Annotated in this window: 18 protein-coding genes; 13 read left to right on the forward strand and 5 right to left on the reverse strand. The window is 68.7% G+C overall.

Features of this window, described 5'->3' with window-relative positions; translation table 11 throughout:
• The first annotated feature begins 85 nt into the window (after positions 1-85).
• From NHL51_RS10980 to NHL51_RS11015, 8 genes are all read left to right on the forward strand, one after another.
• Complete coding sequence (locus NHL51_RS10980) at positions 86-1498, forward strand: sensor histidine kinase (protein ID WP_434143743.1); 1413 nt, start codon at positions 86-88, stop codon at positions 1496-1498.
• Positions 1495-2190, forward strand: coding sequence for a response regulator (locus tag NHL51_RS10985; protein ID WP_434143745.1), 696 nt, complete (start codon positions 1495-1497; stop codon positions 2188-2190). The genes NHL51_RS10980 and NHL51_RS10985 overlap by 4 nt, the downstream gene beginning before the upstream one ends.
• Positions 2191-2302: 112 nt before the next feature.
• On the forward strand, positions 2303-2794 hold the full coding sequence (gene coaD, locus NHL51_RS10990; protein ID WP_434143746.1) for a pantetheine-phosphate adenylyltransferase: 492 nt from the start codon (positions 2303-2305) through the stop codon (positions 2792-2794).
• Complete coding sequence (locus tag NHL51_RS10995; protein WP_434143747.1) at positions 2794-3363, forward strand: YceD family protein; 570 nt, start codon at positions 2794-2796, stop codon at positions 3361-3363. Before coaD ends, NHL51_RS10995 begins: the two co-directional genes overlap by 1 nt.
• A 13-nt stretch (positions 3364-3376) precedes the next feature.
• Positions 3377-3580, forward strand: a complete 204-nt coding sequence (rpmF, locus tag NHL51_RS11000; protein ID WP_017885009.1) for a 50S ribosomal protein L32 — start codon at positions 3377-3379, stop codon at positions 3578-3580.
• A 61-nt stretch (positions 3581-3641) separates the two neighbouring features.
• Positions 3642-4325, forward strand: coding sequence for a ribonuclease III (gene rnc, locus NHL51_RS11005; protein ID WP_434143944.1), 684 nt, complete (start codon positions 3642-3644; stop codon positions 4323-4325).
• A complete protein-coding gene (gene mutM, locus NHL51_RS11010) occupies positions 4318-5271 on the forward strand; it encodes a bifunctional DNA-formamidopyrimidine glycosylase/DNA-(apurinic or apyrimidinic site) lyase (RefSeq protein ID WP_434143749.1) in 954 nt (317 codons plus the stop codon). The genes rnc and mutM overlap by 8 nt, the downstream gene beginning before the upstream one ends.
• A 40-nt stretch (positions 5272-5311) precedes the next feature.
• Positions 5312-5761, forward strand: a complete 450-nt coding sequence (locus tag NHL51_RS11015; RefSeq protein ID WP_434143751.1) for a MepB family protein — start codon at positions 5312-5314, stop codon at positions 5759-5761.
• A 201-nt stretch (positions 5762-5962) separates the two neighbouring features.
• Here the strand turns inward: NHL51_RS11015 and NHL51_RS11020 are convergent, their stop codons facing one another.
• Positions 5963-6307 carry a hypothetical protein gene (locus NHL51_RS11020; protein ID WP_434143753.1) on the reverse strand — a complete coding sequence of 115 codons (345 nt, stop codon included), beginning with the start codon at positions 6305-6307 and terminating at the stop codon, positions 5963-5965.
• Positions 6308-6328: 21 nt separating this feature from the next.
• On the reverse strand, positions 6329-6991 hold the full coding sequence (locus tag NHL51_RS11025) for a FadR/GntR family transcriptional regulator (RefSeq protein ID WP_434143755.1): 663 nt from the start codon (positions 6989-6991) through the stop codon (positions 6329-6331).
• 194 nt (positions 6992-7185) lie between these two features.
• Here NHL51_RS11025 and NHL51_RS11030 point away from each other — a divergent pair, with 194 nt between their 5' ends.
• Together NHL51_RS11030 and NHL51_RS11035 are read left to right on the forward strand one after the other, a co-directional pair.
• Positions 7186-8421: an MFS transporter gene (locus NHL51_RS11030; RefSeq protein ID WP_434143757.1), complete on the forward strand. Its 1236-nt coding sequence runs from the start codon at positions 7186-7188 to the stop codon at positions 8419-8421.
• Positions 8372-9208 (forward strand): ABC transporter ATP-binding protein, encoded by an 837-nt coding sequence (locus tag NHL51_RS11035; protein ID WP_434143759.1) that lies wholly within the window; start codon positions 8372-8374, stop codon positions 9206-9208. Before NHL51_RS11030 ends, NHL51_RS11035 begins: the two co-directional genes overlap by 50 nt.
• Positions 9209-9475: 267 nt before the next feature.
• Here the strand turns inward: NHL51_RS11035 and NHL51_RS11040 are convergent, their stop codons facing one another.
• Positions 9476-9943, reverse strand: coding sequence for an HXXEE domain-containing protein (locus tag NHL51_RS11040; protein WP_434143760.1), 468 nt, complete (start codon positions 9941-9943; stop codon positions 9476-9478).
• A 54-nt stretch (positions 9944-9997) separates the two neighbouring features.
• Here NHL51_RS11040 and NHL51_RS11045 point away from each other — a divergent pair, with 54 nt between their 5' ends.
• From NHL51_RS11045 to NHL51_RS11055, 3 genes are all read left to right on the forward strand, one after another.
• Positions 9998-11719, forward strand: a complete 1722-nt coding sequence (locus tag NHL51_RS11045; RefSeq protein WP_434143762.1) for an AMP-binding protein — start codon at positions 9998-10000, stop codon at positions 11717-11719.
• 9 nt (positions 11720-11728) lie between these two features.
• Positions 11729-12454, forward strand: coding sequence for a lysoplasmalogenase family protein (locus tag NHL51_RS11050; RefSeq protein WP_434143763.1), 726 nt, complete (start codon positions 11729-11731; stop codon positions 12452-12454).
• 280 nt (positions 12455-12734) lie between these two features.
• Entirely contained in the window at positions 12735-14219 is a 1485-nt protein-coding gene (locus NHL51_RS11055) for a DUF222 domain-containing protein (protein ID WP_434143765.1), read from the forward strand.
• Between the two features lie 47 nt (positions 14220-14266).
• Here NHL51_RS11055 and NHL51_RS11060 read toward each other — a convergent pair whose 3' ends face one another.
• Positions 14267-15310 carry a magnesium and cobalt transport protein CorA gene (locus NHL51_RS11060; protein ID WP_434143767.1) on the reverse strand — a complete coding sequence of 348 codons (1044 nt, stop codon included), beginning with the start codon at positions 15308-15310 and terminating at the stop codon, positions 14267-14269.
• Between the two features lie 105 nt (positions 15311-15415).
• Complete coding sequence (locus NHL51_RS11065; RefSeq protein ID WP_434143769.1) at positions 15416-15904, reverse strand: hypothetical protein; 489 nt, start codon at positions 15902-15904, stop codon at positions 15416-15418.
• Positions 15905-15928 lie beyond the last annotated feature (24 nt).

Here is a 15928-nt window from a genome sequence, read left to right on the forward strand (position 1 = left end):
GCGATGCGGCGCCGGGTACCCGGGTACTACGGGGTCGGTACCGTCGCACGATGAGCGGGCCGCCGTCGGCAAGTAAGGTGAACGCATGACCAGCATCAACGACGGGGCGGGCCGCGTCGTCGCCTCGGATGCGCGCCTGCCGAGGCCTCCGGGAATGTTCCGGCGCGCCCTCGCGGCGCATCCGGTCGCCGTCGATGTCTTCATCGTCGTCTGGTATTTCATCGGCACCGCGATGGGTGTCGGTCTCGATCTGCTCGCGGCTTCTGCGCAGACGGGTGATTCTTTCTCGTCGCTGTTCGGTGCGCCGCCCCATCTCGTCTGGCCCTGGTGGCCGCTCGCCGTCGTGCGCACGCTGGCAGTCGCTGCGGCGCTCCTGCTCCGTCGCAAGTACCCGTTGAGCGGCCTCGCGGTGACGGTGCTCGCGATGCTCGGCACCCAGGGGCTGACCGGTGCCGCGAACGCCGTCGCCCTGCTGTTCATGCTCTACGCCGTGCCGGTGTTCCGTAGTGCGGCGGCGGGGTGGGTCGGCTACGCCATGGCGCTTGCCGGCACGGCGCTGCAGTACCTGTGGGAGTTCGTAACCGGCGGGGGCGAAGCGGTCGATAGCGCGGCGGATATCCTCGCATCCGACACCACCACCATGGTCCGGTCCTTCGGCGACCTCGTCGTGCTGACGATCTTCTCAGCGCTCTGGTACCTCGCGGTGGTGCTGTTCGGCATCAATCTCGGCAATCGGCGCCGCTACCTCGAGGCGGTGATCGACCGCGCGCATCAGCTCGTGCGCGAGCGCGATCAGCTCGCCCGGCTCGCGGTGGCCGAGGAGCGCTCGCGCATCGCCCGCGAGATGCACGACATCGTCGCGCACTCGGTGTCGGTGATGATCGCTCTCTCGGAGGGGGCGGCGCGCGCCGCTTCGGCAGCGCCCGACAAGGCGGCCGAAGCGATGCAGCGCAGCGCCGAGACCGGCCGCACCGCGCTCGCCGAGATGCGCCGCCTGCTCGGCGCTCTGCAGGCCGAGGGGGAGAGCGCCGACCTCGTGCCGCAGCCCGGGGTCGATCAGCTGCCCGAGCTCGTGCGCGGGTTCGAGGATGCGGGCCTGACGGTCGTCTGCGAGGTCGCGGGCGCACCCTCGGGCGATCAGGGCCAGGAGCTCGCCGTGTACCGCATCGTGCAAGAGGGGCTCACGAACGTACTCCGGTACGCCGGGCCCGGCGCGCGAGCCGATGTGACGGTGCGTCACCAGGCCACCGGCGTCGAGATCGAGATCACCGACACGGGGCGGCCGTCGGGCACGACCGGGCCGAAGAGCGGCGTGGGCTCGGGCCGCGGGCTCGCGGGCCTCGCCGAGCGCGCCCGAGTGTTCGGCGGCCGCATCAAATCCGGGCCGTTCGCCCATGCCGACGGCAGGGTCGGCTGGCGCCTGCACGTCCATCTGCCCGCCCACGCGAGTACGCAACGACCATCGGCCCCGGTAGCGGGCCAGGAGGATCTCCCATGAATGACACCGCGATCCGCGTCATGCTGGTCGACGACCAGGAGCTGATCCGCACGGGATTCTCGCTCGTGCTGATGGGGGAGCCCGGTATCGAAGTCGTCGCCGAGGCGGCCGACGGCGAGGCCGCGCTCGCCGCGCTCGAACGGTTGCAGCACGAGGGCGGCGGCTGCGACGTCGTGCTCATGGACGTGCGCATGCCCGGCATGAACGGCATCGACGCGACCGCCGCCATCGTCGAACGGTTCGCCGAGACCCGGGTCGTGGTGCTCACGACCTTCGATCTCGACGAGTACGCCACCGGCGCCATCCAGGCCGGTGCCAGCGGCTTCCTGCTCAAGGACGCGAAGCCGACCGAGCTCGTCGACGCCATTCTCCGGGTGGCTTCGGGCGACGCCGCGATGGCGCCGAGCGTGACTCGGCGACTGATCGACCAGCTGCGCCGCTCCGACAGCGGGATCGGCGCGCCCGCGACCGGCGGAGACGCCGCGGCGCTCGACCCCGCCCTCGCAGTGCTGACCGAACGCGAGCTCGACGTGCTGCGGCTCATCGCGCGCGGCAGCAACAACGCCGAGATCGGCGCCGAGCTCTTCCTCTCGGAGTCGACAGTGAAGACCCACGTGGGGCGGGTGCTCGCGAAGCTGCAGCTGCGCGACCGGGTGCACGCGGTCATCTTCGCGGGGCAGCACGGGCTCTGACCGCCGCGCGGCGCGGAGAAGACCGGAGGATCGGCGATCCCTGTCGACCCGACCGCGCCGCCACCCGGTGCGACTTGAGCAAATTTTCGGCCTGAACCCCTAGGCTGAAGGCATGACGAGAATCGCAGTGGTACCCGGTTCGTTCGATCCGGTGACGATGGGGCACATGGACGTCATTCTTCGGGCGGCCGGCATTTTCGACGAGGTGCACGTGCTCGTCGTGCACAACCCGGGCAAGAACGCCATGCTCCCGATCTCGGAGCGCATGAATCTGCTGAAGCAGTCGCTCGAAGAGATGCACGCTCCGCAGAACATCACCGTCGCGTCGTGGTCGGTCGGGCTGCTCGTCGACTACTGCACCGAGGTCGGCGCATCCGTGCTGGTCAAGGGCATCCGATCGCAGGTCGACGTCGCGTACGAGACCCCGATGGCCATCATGAATCGCAGCCTCGCGGGCGTCGAGACCGTGTTCATGCTGCCCGACCCGGCCCACGCCCACGTGTCGAGCACGCTCGTGCGCCAGGTCTCGGAGATGGGCGGCGATGTCAGCACCTATGTGCCGGGCGCCGTCGCGAGCTTCCTGAACAAGCGGAGGCCCAGCTGATGCAGTCGACCCGTGTATACGAGGAGAACATTCGCGACCTCGTGGGCAAACCCGGCGAGATGCGCGAGCGTTCCCGCTCGTTCGCCGTGCCCGAGAAGCTCGGCGAAGCGCTGGCCGAGGTTCCCGCCGGCACCGTGCTCGACCTCGACGTGCGTCTGGAGTCGGTGCACGAGGGCATTCTCGTCTCCGCAGAGGTGAGCACCACCATGCACGCCGAATGCGGTCGCTGCCTGAAAGAATTCGCCACGCCGTTTCAGATCGAATTCCAGGAACTTTTCGCGTATACTCCTACGGAGGCCGACGAGTACGGGGTTCACGGTGATCACGTGGATCTTGAACCCCCGCTCCGAGATGCGGTAGTGCTTGCACTGCCGTTTCAGCCTGTGTGTCGCCCGGACTGCCCGGGGCTCGACCCCGAGTCCGGTGAGCTGCGCGATGCCGAGGTTGGAGGGCTGCCCGCAGAGGATCTGGATCCGAGGTGGGCGGCGCTGGCAGGCTTTCAGACGAATGCCGCCACGGCTCAAGATGAACCTGGCACGGGTGAGACTCCCGGGCCCGTAAGCAAGTAGGAAAGAGAACATCATGGCTGTTCCCAAGCGGAAGATGTCGCGCTCGAACACCCGTCACCGTCGTTCGGCGTGGAAGGCCGAGGCCCCCAAGCTGGTGAAGACCGTCGAGAACGGCCGCACCGTCTACAGCCTCCCGCACCGCGCTCGCGTGGTCGAGGACTCGCAGGGCAACGCCCTCTTCCTCGAGTACAAGGGCCGCAAGGTCGCTGACGCCTAAGTTGGCGTCGACTGAACGAAAGCCGCCGGAGCCGCCCCAGGGCGAACCCGGCGGCTTTCTCATCCCCTTCGGAGTGCGGCCCGACCCCGAGCTGCTCGAGCTCGCCCTCACGCACCGGTCGTGGGCGTACGAGCACGGAGGCGCCCCGCACAACGAGCGCCTCGAGTTTCTCGGCGACTCGATTCTCGGCCAGGCGGTCACGATCAAGCTCTACCGCGACCACCCCGACCTGACCGAGGGCGAGCTCGCGAAGCGCCGTGCCGCCCTCGTCTCGACCGTCGCGCTCGCCGAGATCGCCCGCGGACTCGACCTCGGCGCGCACCTGAAGCTCGGCAAGGGCGAGAAGCAGACCGGCGGCCGCAACAAGGATTCCATCCTCGCGGACACGGTGGAGGCGCTGATCGGCGCCGTCTTCCTGTCGACCGACGCGGCGACCGCCGACCGTTTCGTGCTCGACCTCGTCGCGCCGCTGCTCGCCGACCCCGAGCGCTTCACCGAGACGCTCGACCCGAAGACCGCGCTGCAGAAGATCGCGGCCGAGCGCGGGCTGCCGCACCCGCCCTACGAGACGACCGGCACCGGCCCCGACCACGACCGGCTCTACACGGCGGTCGTGACCCTCGACGGCGAAACCGGCACAGGCACCGGCACGAGCAAGAAGGTCGCCGAGCTCGCCGCCGCCCGCGACGCCGTCGAACGCCTGCGGCAGCGCAGGAGCCGGCGCAAGCGCCAGCGGAATGCCTGAGCTCCCCGAGGTCGAAGTCGTGCGTGCGGGTCTCGCGCCCGCCGTCACCGGCGCCCGCATCGCCGCCGTCGAGGTGCGCGACCCGCGCGCCCTGAAGCGGCACGTGCCGAGCGGCGGCGACGACGGTCTCGGCGGCCACAGCGTGACGCTGACGCCCGAGGCGGGCGCTGCGCGCGCAGCCGATTTCGAACGCCGCGCCGTCGGTCTGCAGCTCCAGGCGCCCGTACGGCGGGGCAAGTTCCTGTGGATCCCTGTCGAGGGCGAGGCCGGCTCGTCGGCCGCGCAACCCGCGGCTCTGCTCGCGCATCTCGGCATGAGCGGTCAGCTGCTGCTGAGATCGCACGAGGCGATCGACGATCGGCACGTGCGCATCAGGCTCTGGATCGAGCATGCGGAGCACGGCGAATTGCGCGTCGACTTCGCCGATCAGCGGCTGTTCGGTTCGCTCGCGATCGATGCGCTCGCGCCGGCACCCGATGGGCACGGCGAGCTGCCGGCCCAGGCGCTGCATATCGCCAGGGATCCGATCGACCCGCACTTCGACGACCTCTCGTTCTTGTCGAAGCTGGTCTCGCGCTCGACCGGTGTGAAGAAGCTGCTGCTCGACCAGACCCTCGTGAGCGGCGTCGGCAACATCTACGCCGACGAGGCGCTCTGGCGTGCGCGCGTGCACCCGGAGACGCCGGGCAGTGCGCTCAGCGGTCGGAAGGCGAGCGAGCTGTTCGTCGCGCTGCGCGACGTATTCGCTCAGGCGCTCGCCGAGGGCGGCACGAGCTTCGACGCGCAGTACGTGAACGTCAACGGCCAGGCCGGCTATTTCGCGCACTCCTTGAACGCCTACGGGCGCACGGGAGAGCCGTGCCCGCGCTGCGGCACGGCGATCAAACGCATTCCGTTCGCCGGTAGGTCTTCCCATTTCTGTCCGAGGTGCCAGCGGCTCCGCTGACACTGCCGACGGGGAGCTCGTGCCCCGATATCCTTCCCTGATGCAGTTCTGTGCGTTACATGAGTTCTTCGACATCGTCGGCGACCGTTATGGGGTGCCGGGTGCGCCCCAGGCGGAAGATCAGAGCGGTGACTACGAATCCGGCACCGTGATGATCGGCGCTGAACACTGGCGGATACGTACGGCGCGGGTGACGCCCAGGAAGCCAGGGGCGTTTGTTGCCGTATGGAAGCGCGACGAGGCGGGGGAGACGAAGCCGTTCGCTTCGGACGAGGAAGTTGACGGACTTCTTGTGTTCGTGCGTGAGGCAGAGAACTTCGGGGTTTTTCGATTTGCTGCCTCCCATCTCGAGGTTCTGGGCGTCACTCGCTCGTCCGCGTATCCCGGTAAGCGAGGGTTCCGTGTATATCCCCATTGGAGTGAGGGTCTGAACCCACAGGCCACCCGCGCGCAGAAGGCGCAGTCCGAAGCCTTCATCATGCTCCGATAGATAGATGGGGTACGTCGCGCGCTCCTCGGTATTTACGGTCTCGAGCGCGTCGTGGAGACCCGCGACTCCTGGTCGCCCGACGGCCCCCGCAGGTCGTCCAAGGTCACGGTGGGTGCGCTCGACTCCTCGGGCGACCGTCTGCTCGTCGTCACGACGTTCGACTGAACCCCGGGGATCCGCGCCTGTGGAAGCTCGGCCAGCTCAGGCCGAATTGCGGTGCTCTGCGCTCGTGGTGACGAGTGCCCGACTCCGGGTGCGCCACGGCGATACTTGTGCCGTGCCCGTCGGCGCGCAGGCGCTCCGAGCAGACCGCCTCGCCGCTGATGAGGCGCAGCGGGCCATCTTCGCCACGAGAATCTGCTCTTCGTCGCCCCAATCGATGTTGTCGATCACATGGATCTCAACGGCGAACTCGCTCGTGCCGCCCAGTATCACCGAGGTGTCGGTGCGTCGCGCCTCGAGGGCAGCCGGGTTGTACTCGTCGACGAACATCGCAGTGCAGCCGTGGCGGGCGAGCTCGCAGAAGCCCGCGGCGGCGCAGCGCACACGTCCCGTTGCCGCCGATTCTCACTCCATCTTCAGCGTCATCAGGTGCTCGCGTGCCCGTGCGGCCGCCGCCTGGTCGTCCCGTGCGGCGATCGCCTCCAGGACGCTCGTGTGCGCGTGCTGGTCGGCGTCGCCCCCGAACTCGCCGCGCAGCCGCAGCATGTCCACCATCGCCTGACGGCTGCGCGGTGTGAAGCTGTCGAAGAGGTCGACCAGGATCGGATTGTGCGCGGCCACGACGATCGTGCGGTGAAAGGCGATGTCCGCATCGACGTGCGACTCGACATCGACCTGATGTTCGGAGCGCTCGTTCACGGCACGCCGCATGGCGCGCAGCTCGGTCGACGTGCGCCGCTGGGCGGCGAGCATCGCCGCTTCGACCTCGATCGCGATGCGGGCCTCGATGACTGCATCGATGTCGGCCCGCTGCAGCGCCTCGCTCCAGTCCTCGACGACGTCGAGCGAGGCCACGAACACGCCCGCCCCCTGACGGGTCGTCAGAACGCCCTGTCCGGCGAGCCGTCGGATGGCCTCGCGCACCGTCGACCTGCCCACGCCGAGCTGGGGTCCGAGGGAGTTCTCCCCGGGAATCTTCGACCCCAGCGGCCATTCGCCGCCCCGGATGCGCTCGAGGAGCAGATCGGCCGCCTGCTCGGCGAGCGGTGCTCGCGACACTTGCACCATGAGACCCCACCTCACTACTTGTCTGAGAAGTTGTGTATAGTCTAGCCTATGTCTCAGCGAAATCTCCTTCTTCGCCGCGCCAGGAATTGACTCGACCCAACGACCGGACGACCTGCGCGCGGAGCGACCCCTGACCACTGCCGGTCCCATCCGTGCGGCGCCGCGCCCGAGCGCGCCCGATCCGAAAGAACTCCATGAGCACGTCCTCTCATCGCACCCGCCGCAGGCTCGGCCTGTGGGCTCTCACGGTCACCCATGCCGCGAACGACTTCTACACCGGCGCGGTTGCCGCCCTGCTGCCGTTCTTCGTGCTCCAGGCGGACTACTCCTACGCGGCGATCGCCGGCATCACCCTCGCGGCGACCGCCCTGTCGAGCGTCGCCCAGCCCGTATTCGGATACCTCAGCGACCGCTACGGCATGAGGTGGATGAGCCTCGCCGGGCTCCTCGCCGCCGGCACGGGAATCGCTCTGAGCGGGATCGTCGCCGACTCCTACGCCGCGGTCTGGATCGTCATGGCCGTCTCCGGCATCGGCGTCGCAGCGTACCACCCGGCGGCGACGGTGGAGGCGCGCGAGCTCGGCGGCGGCACGAGCGGCTCGATGAGCCTGTTCTCCGTCGGCGGCAACTTCGGCGTCGCGCTCGCGCCGTCGGCCGTGATCCTCGTCATCGGCACGTTCGGGCTCTCGGGCACGGGCTTCCTCATCATCCCGGCCCTCGTGCTCGGGCTGGTGTTCGCGATGGTCTCCGGGAAGCACCTGTTCTCGCGAACTGCGCCCACCGAGCGCGCGTCCGCGACATCGAGGCCGTCCGTTCCCGATGACTGGAAGGCGTTCCTCTGGCTCACCGTCGTGCTGGCCACCTGGTCGGTCGCCTACGTCGGTACCTCAACCTTCATCGCGCTCTACTCGATCGAGCGCTTCTCGGTCAGCACCGGCTTCGCGTCGATCGCGCTCTCGCTGTTCCCGGCCGCCGGCGCAGCGGGGACCCTGGCCGGCGGTTGGCTGGCCGACCGCTTCGGGCGGTTGCGCATCATCCGCACCGGCTATCTGCTGGCCGCCGTCTCGACCATCGCGATCGTACTCGCGCCCTCGCCGACCGTGGTCATCGTCGCGACCGCGGTCCTGGGCGCGAGCCTGTTCCTGCCATTCGCGGTGCAGATCACGCTGTCGCATTCGTACCTGCCCAATCGGATCGGCGTGGCCAGCGGCGTCACCCTCGGGCTGACCCTATCGTTCGGAGGGCTGGTCAGCCCGCTGCTGGGGTCCGTCGCGGACCAGTCGAGCGTTCAGACGGTCTTCCTGATCTTGGCCGGGCTGCTGGTCGCAGGCTTCGCGCTCTCGTTCGTTCTCAAAGAGCGACGGAGCACTCCTGCCGAGAATGCCGAGCGGCCGGACCCGGCCGTCGAGCTGGAGCGGGCCAACGGCTGAGCCGGAGATCCTCCGCCTCGACGGCATCGACTTCATCCGGCAGTCCCAGCAGATCCTTGCCGGGATCGACCTGACCGTCCGGTCGGGGGAGCGGTGGGCCCTGATCGGCCCGAACGGCGCGGGTAAGAGCACGATCTTGAGCATGTGCGGCGCGGTCGAGCACCCGAGCCGCGGCACCGTGCACGTGCTCGGCCGTCGGCTCGGGCGAGTCGACATCAGGGAGTTGCGCGAGTCGATCGGACACGTCAACCCGCGGCACCCGCTGCGATCGCCCCTCTCCGTCCGCCAGGTGGTCCTCACTGGAGCGACCGGGACCACGGAGCTCATGCCCCGATGGGAGCCCGACCAGCACACCCTCGCCAAAGCCGACGAACTCATCGACCTGCTCGGGTTGGCCGGCAGCGAGTCCGCGACCTGGCCGACGATGTCGCAGGGGGAACGCGGCCGTGCGCTCATCGCCTGCGCGTTGCTCAGCAACCCGCCCCTCCTGCTCCTCGACGAGCCTACGACCGGGCTCGACGTCGCCGCGCGCGAGCAGTTCCTCACCACGATCGACGTGCTGCACCGCGCCCGGCCAGAGCTCGCGACCGTCCTGGTGACGCACCACTTCGAGGAACTGCCCAGCACGACCACCCATGCCATGCTGGTCAAAGGCGGCCGGGTGCACGCGTCGGGAGCGGCCCGTGACATGCTGACGACCCGGCTCGTGAGCGAGTGCTTCGACCATCCGATCGAAATCGCGCACCGCGCCGGACGATGGCAGGCGCGAACGCCCGTCGCTCGCTGAACTGCTGCCGCACTGAAGCTCGTGCTACGCCCATCCGGTGGCGAATCCGACGCAGCTCGCGGACACGCCAGCCGGAAGACCCGCCTCGCTGCACACCTGCGGTCGCACGGGGGAGCCTTGCTCGTGCTGCGGTGGGCGATCGACCTGAGCCGAGCGCAGCAGCCGAACGCATCGGACCGATTCGTCGGAGAACTCGCCGGACGGCTCGGGAAGCCCGCCGTACTGCACGACGCGTACCCCGACGAGTGAGCCCTGAGGAACGGCCGCCTACGGGACGAATCGGGCCAGAATCTGGCTGACGATCGCTCCTGGGAGGAGGAGAGCGGCGCCCCGGGCGGAATCCCGTGCCCGAATCGGGATCCCATCGCGTTCCAGCTCCCTGCGTGCGAGGATCGCGCCGGGCAGCATGACGGGAACAGCCGTCGCGACACCGGCGGTGTATCGTCGCTGGGCGACCGATGCGGCGAGATGCGTGTAGACGTGCCATTCGAGACCGGCGACCGCGGCTCGATAGAGCTTCGAACGGCCGCCGGTTCTGCTGCCCCGCCAGCAGGCGACCGCGATCACGATTCCCATGAGACCGACCGCGACCCACGACTGCCGTCTGCCGATGCGCAGCCCGTCGATTCCGGTGCGTTCGGCCAGTGCATCGCAGGTCGAGGGGAATGCCAGCGCCTCCTCGACGTCGTGAAGCGCCCAGGCGGTGAAGAGCAGTGCGGGCCCGCGTGCGATCATGCCTGCATTCTAGTAACTGACCGACTGGTTCAAAAGGCATATACGCTTGTCTGCATGCACATCAACGAGACTCGTGCCTGGAATCGCTTCTACGCGCCCGGCACTCCCGTGGACATCGAACCCGTCACCGGCTCGCTCATCGACCTCCTCGAAGAGCGCTGCACGCAGTGGTCCGTACGCGACGCCATCAGCTTCTTCGGCCGCACCCTGAGCTACCGCGAACTCGGCGACCAGGTGTCGCGCGTCGCACGGGGTCTGCGCAGCATCGGCGTCAAGGCCGGCGACCGCGTCGCCCTGATCATGCCGAATGCTCCGCAGCATGTGATCGCGTTCTACGCGGTGCTGCGCCTCGGAGCGACGGTCGTCGAGCATAATCCGCTCTACACCCCGGATGAGCTCGAGACCCAGTTCCGCGACCACGGCGCGACCGTCGTCATCGCCTGGAGCAACGTCGTCGAGCAGGTGCAGGCGCTCCCGAAAGATCTCGGTATCCGCACGATCGTGTCCGTCGACGTGACGGAGGCCATGCCGGTCGGCATGCGTATCGCCCTCCGGCTGCCGATCGCGAAGGCGCGCGAGTCGCGGGCGAAGCTCTGGTCGTCGACCGTCGGCACCATCCCGTTCTCGAAGCTGCAGCGCTCGGCGCCGATCCCTGCCGACCACCCGCGGCCCGGGCGCGACGACATCGCCTGCCTCCAGTACACCTCGGGCACGACCGGGGCGCCGAAGGGCGCCATGATCTCGCACGGCAACCTCTGGGCGAACGCCCGCATGGGGGCCGCGTGGATGCCCGACTTCGAGCACGGTTCGGGCAGCATCTACGGGCTGCTGCCGATGTTCCACTCGTTCGGGCTGCTGCTCTCGGTGATCTACTCGGTCGAGACCGGCTCGCGCGCCGTGCTCTTCCCGACCTTCGACCCCGAGCTCGTCGCGACGGCCGCGAAGCGGTTCCCGCCGACCTTCATCCCCGCGGTGCCGCCCATGTTCGACCGGCTCGCGCGCGTCGCCCGCGACGGCGATCTGAACCTCGACGAGGTGGTGTACTCGATCTCGGGCGCCATGACGCTGACCCCCGCCGTCGTCAAGCGGTGGGAGGGCCTTGCCGGCAGCATGCTCAACGAAGGCTACGGGCTCACCGAGACGAGCCCGATCGCGCTCGCGAATCCCTTCACCGACGAACGCCGGATCGGGGCGATCGGCCTCCCGTTCCCGTCGACCGAGATCCGTGTCGTGAACCCGGAAAGGCCGACCGAGCAGGTCGAGTTGGGCGAGGTCGGCGAGCTGCTCATCGGCGGCCCGCAGGTCTTCACGGGCTACTGGAATCGGCCGGAGGAGACGGCGGCGACGCTGCTCGACGGCGGCTGGGTGCGCACCGGCGACCTGGTGGTGCAGGATGAGGACGGCTTCGTCACGGTCGTCGACCGGAAGAAGGAGCTCATCATCACGGGCGGTTTCAACGTCTCGCCGAGCGAGGTCGAGCGCGTCGTGAACACCGTGGCCGGGGTCGCGGAGTCGGCAGTGGTCGGGGTGCCGCGCGGCGGTGGCGCCGAGGTCGTGACCGCCGCGGTCGTGCTCGAGCCCGGTGCGTCGTTCGACGAGGCGGCGGCGCGGGAGGCCGCGCGCGAGCACCTCGCGGAGTTCAAACGGCCGACCACCTACGTCGTGTGGGAGGAGCTGCCGAAGTCGCTCATCGGCAAGGTGCTGCGCCGCCGCGTGCGCGATACTCTCGTAGCAGATCGCGGTGCCGTGCGCGCGATCGAACTCGCAGAGGAATAGGCGGGCGGTATGGGCGACGTGCGCGAGGGCGCGGGCGTTGGTCGTGCCCGGGCACTGCTCCCGTTCCTTCCGTATGCGCTCGCCTCGGTCGTGCACTGCGTGCTGATCGTCTTCGATCTGCCCGGCAAGGGGTTCGAGACGAAGCAGCTGCTGATGCCGGCGCTCGCTCTTGCGGTGGTGTGGGCGACTTGGAGGGAGCGTCCGTGGCCGCGCTGCGCCATGGTGCTCGTGCTCATCGCACTACTCGCCTCGTGGATCGGCGACGGCGCCGGCCTCTTCTTCCCGAGCCTGCCGGCACTGCCGATGATGATCCTGTTCTTCGCGATCGCGCACCTGGCGTACATCGCCCTGTTCTGGCGGGCGCCCGGCATCGACGGCGTGCGTCGCGTGCCCGGATGGTCGTTCGTCTACGCGATCTGGTGGGTCGCGACACTGATCGTCGTCGGGCCGCACGCAGGCGCGCTGTTGGTGCCGTTGGCCGTGTACGGCGTGGTGCTCGGGCTGACCGCCGCGCTGTCTCCGCGATTCGGCCGTGGCGTCGCGGTCGGCGGCGCCTTCTTCCTCGTGTCGGACACCTGCATCGCGCTCAAGGAGTTCGTCGGCCTGCCGGTCTGGCTCGGCGACCTGATGATCATGCCGACGTACACGCTGGGTCAGGGGCTCATCGTGTACGGCACGCTCGCGCTGCTGCGCCGACAATCGGGTGATTTCTCCAGGGATCAACGAGTGTTCTGAGCTTCACTCTTCCTCCACAGGGTGGCGTTTCGGGCGGTTTCGCTCGAATCGGGCGAGTTATCCACAATTCCTGATCAGAAGCACTTTTCGGGGTGCGGATGTCGGTGGGAACTGGGACAATAGAAGCATGTTCACCACCTCAGACCACGCGCCCCAGGGCCCGGGTTTTTCGCCCGCGGCACCTGGTGTGTTGGGCGTGCGTGCCGGGGTTCGTGCGGGTGCGGTACCGGTGGGGGTGTTCGGGCCGGGCCGTCCGAATCTGGGTGCTCTGGATCGGGCGGTGTCGTGGGTCGAGGATATCGAGCGGCGCTCCCGCGCGTTGGAGGCGGAGCGTCTGCGGGCGCATGCGTATGTGCGGGCCGTCGCTGCCGCCGAGGATGCGGGCCTCGTGGTGGGGGAGCCGGGCAGCATTGCCGAGGAGGATTCTGCTGGGGCGGGGAAGGCAGGGGATGGTCCGGTAGAGCGGTCGCTCGCATACCGGAGCGCGGTCGCCGATGTCGCGGCGTCTGCGCGGTTGTCGGAGCAGTCGGTGCAGCAGCGCATCGAGAAAGCAGTCGAGCTCACCACCCAGTACGCGCAGGTCGTCACCGCGCTCGAGGCGGGGGAGGTGGCGCCGCAGCATGCGGGCGTGATCGCGGAGGCCGGCCGCATCATCGGTATCCCTGGCAGTGCAGATACTTCGGAGATCTCGCAGCGTCGTGCGGTGTATGAGCGGCTCGTGCTCGAGAAAGCCCGCACCGTGTCTCCGAACCAGCTCCGCCCCTACGCCCGCAGGATCGCGGAACGGTATGCGCTGGAATCGATCGATGACCGGCATGCACGCGAACAACGACACCGGCGGGTGTGGCTGGAGACCGCGGGGGACGGTATGGCGCTGTTGTGCGCGTACCTGCCGGTGGATCGGGCACAGGCGATCTACACCCGCCTGACTCGGATGGCGCAGGCTACCGCCCAGGCCGAAGCCGCCGCAGCACGCGCAGCGCGGGAGGACGCCCAGAAGCAGGGCACTGAACCGCCGGTGGTGCGGCCGCGGGGTGTGGGGGAGGTCCGGGCGGATCTGCTCGCCGATTTCCTCGGCATCGACTTCACCACCGAAGACGGCGCGCAGATTGTCGCGGATGCGGCAGCGCAGGCGGAGTCGACGGCTGCGGGGAATGTGCAGGGCATCGTGCAGGTGATCGTCCACGCGGACGACCTCGACCCCGGCCTCGACCCCGGCCTCGACCCCGACCTCGGCCTCGGCCCCGGCCTCGACACCGACATGGCACGCGACCCCGATACTGAAGCATCCTCGGGCCCCGGTGCACGACCGCAGTCCACGCTCCAGCCCGAGCTCGAGGGCTGCGGCCCCATCCCGGCCGACATGGCGCGCCGGATCGCGGGGGCCGCGACCTCGTGGACGGAGGTCACCGTGAATCCCGGTACCGGCGACATCCGGAAGGTGGAGTCGCGGGTGCCGTCGGCGGATCAGAAGCGCAAGCTCCAGGTCCGAGACGCGCATTGCCGGTGGCCGGGCTGCCGGATGCCGGGGTTCCGGTGCGATATCGACCACACGGTCGCCGTGCAAGACGGCGGCGAGACCGCGATGACGAACCTCGGGTACCTGTGCCGTAACCATCATCTCGTGAAGCATCACGGCGGCTGGCGGGTGGTCCAATTGCCGGACGCGACCTACGAATGGACCTCGCCGACCGCCCGGAAGACCCGGACCGTGGCGGAGAGCCGGGTCAGGTTCGTCGAGACCGGCGAACCACCACCGTTCTAACGCGAGCACCGACCGCAGGACCGGTCAGTGCGGTGGGTTCGGTCCGGTCACATCCACTTCTTGTACTTGAAGACGGCGTACAGCACGCCGCCGAGCCCGACCATCGCGCCGATCGCGAGCGGGTAGCCGAACGTCCAGTGCAGCTCGGGCATATCGTCGAAGTTCATGCCGTAGATCGCGCCGATGAGCGTCGGCGCGAACAGGATCGCCGCCCATCCCGAGATCTTCTTCATATCCTCGTTCTGACGCTGGCCGACGAGCGTCGCATTGACGCTGAGAATCTGACCGAGCGACTCCCGGAGCGCCATCACACGCGTTTCGATGCGCGTGAGGTGGTCGGCGACATCCTGCAGGTAGGCCTTCAGCGCCTCGGGAATCCGGTAGCGCTCGAACCCGTCGCTCAACGCAGCGAGCACTTCGGTGAGCGATGAGGTCGCATGCTCCAGGTCGATGACCTCCTGGCTCAGGCGGTAGATGCGTTCGGCCACTGCCGCATCGCCGCTGAACACCTGACGCTCGATCTGCTCCTTGTCGATCGCGATGCCGCGCAGCACCGGAACATAGCCGTCGACGATCGCATCCAGCAGCCGATAGAGCACGGCCTCCGACCCGAGCTGCAAGAGGCCCGAATCGTCGAGCAGCGTCTCGTCGCCGCGAGCGACCGTATCGATCGAGTTCTCCGGCAACTGCGCAGCGTCGGTCCCGTCGATCCATCGGCCGCTCTGGCAGAGCACGGCGATGGCGTTCGGTCGCAGCAGCACGTGGAACTCGGAGAACTCGACGCCCTCGGCCTCGTCATCGTAGCGGGCGGAGCGTACGACGATGAACAGCACATCGCCGTAGCGTTCGAGCTTCGCCCGTTGCCCGCCGCGCTGCAGATCTTCGACGAGCAGCGGGTGCAGCCTCCAGGCCTCTGCCAGCTCGTCGATGTCGCGCGCCCGCGGCGACGGGAAGAGGTTGAGCGCGATCCGATGCGGCCCCGCCTGCGCGAACTCCTGCGCATCGGCGATCGACGCATCCGCCGGCGCAGGAGTCAGACGGCCGTCGACGATGTAGCGCGTGCGGCGCCCGGCGACGGCGCGATCGGTCACCGGCGGTGTGCCGGGCGTCCGGAAACGACGCGCACGCCCGCTCGCGTCGTCGCTGCTCCTAGTGCGCATGGGCGTGGTCGCCTGCCTCTGCGTACGATCGGTCCATCATTCGAACCAGGGGACCGCGGTTATCGGGGCAGGGGTTTCTGAACCCGCGTCCCGCCACGTCAACCGGAAGACCGATTCCTCCCCGGGATCCTGAGCGAGGGTCACCAGATACGAACCCGCCGCGACGGGGAGCCGTACCGCGTAATTCGCGAGCGGGCCGGAGTCCGAGAACTGTGCGGCCATCGTGAGCTGCATGTAGTCGGTGAGCCACAGGCCGCCGGCTCCGACATGCACGATGCCGTCGATCTCGCGAAGCGCATGCGTCGGCCGCGGCGCTCCGGGGTCGACGACGAGACGATCGTCAGCGTGATCCGGGCCCGGGTAGGCGATGAAGAGAGACCCGAGATTGCACTGCTCGACGAAGCGCTCGAGCAGTGCATCGAGCTCCCAGTCCTCGTCGACGAATCCCGCATAGGTATCGGGTGAGACGAGGCAGACGAAACCGTCCTCGTCGACTCGCGTGTCCGCTGCTGCTTCGGCCGTCATGGGGCCACTGTACCGGGCAGAGGG

The organism is Leucobacter sp. gxy201 (assembly GCF_051043335.1).
Lineage (GTDB): Bacteria > Actinomycetota > Actinomycetes > Actinomycetales > Microbacteriaceae > Leucobacter.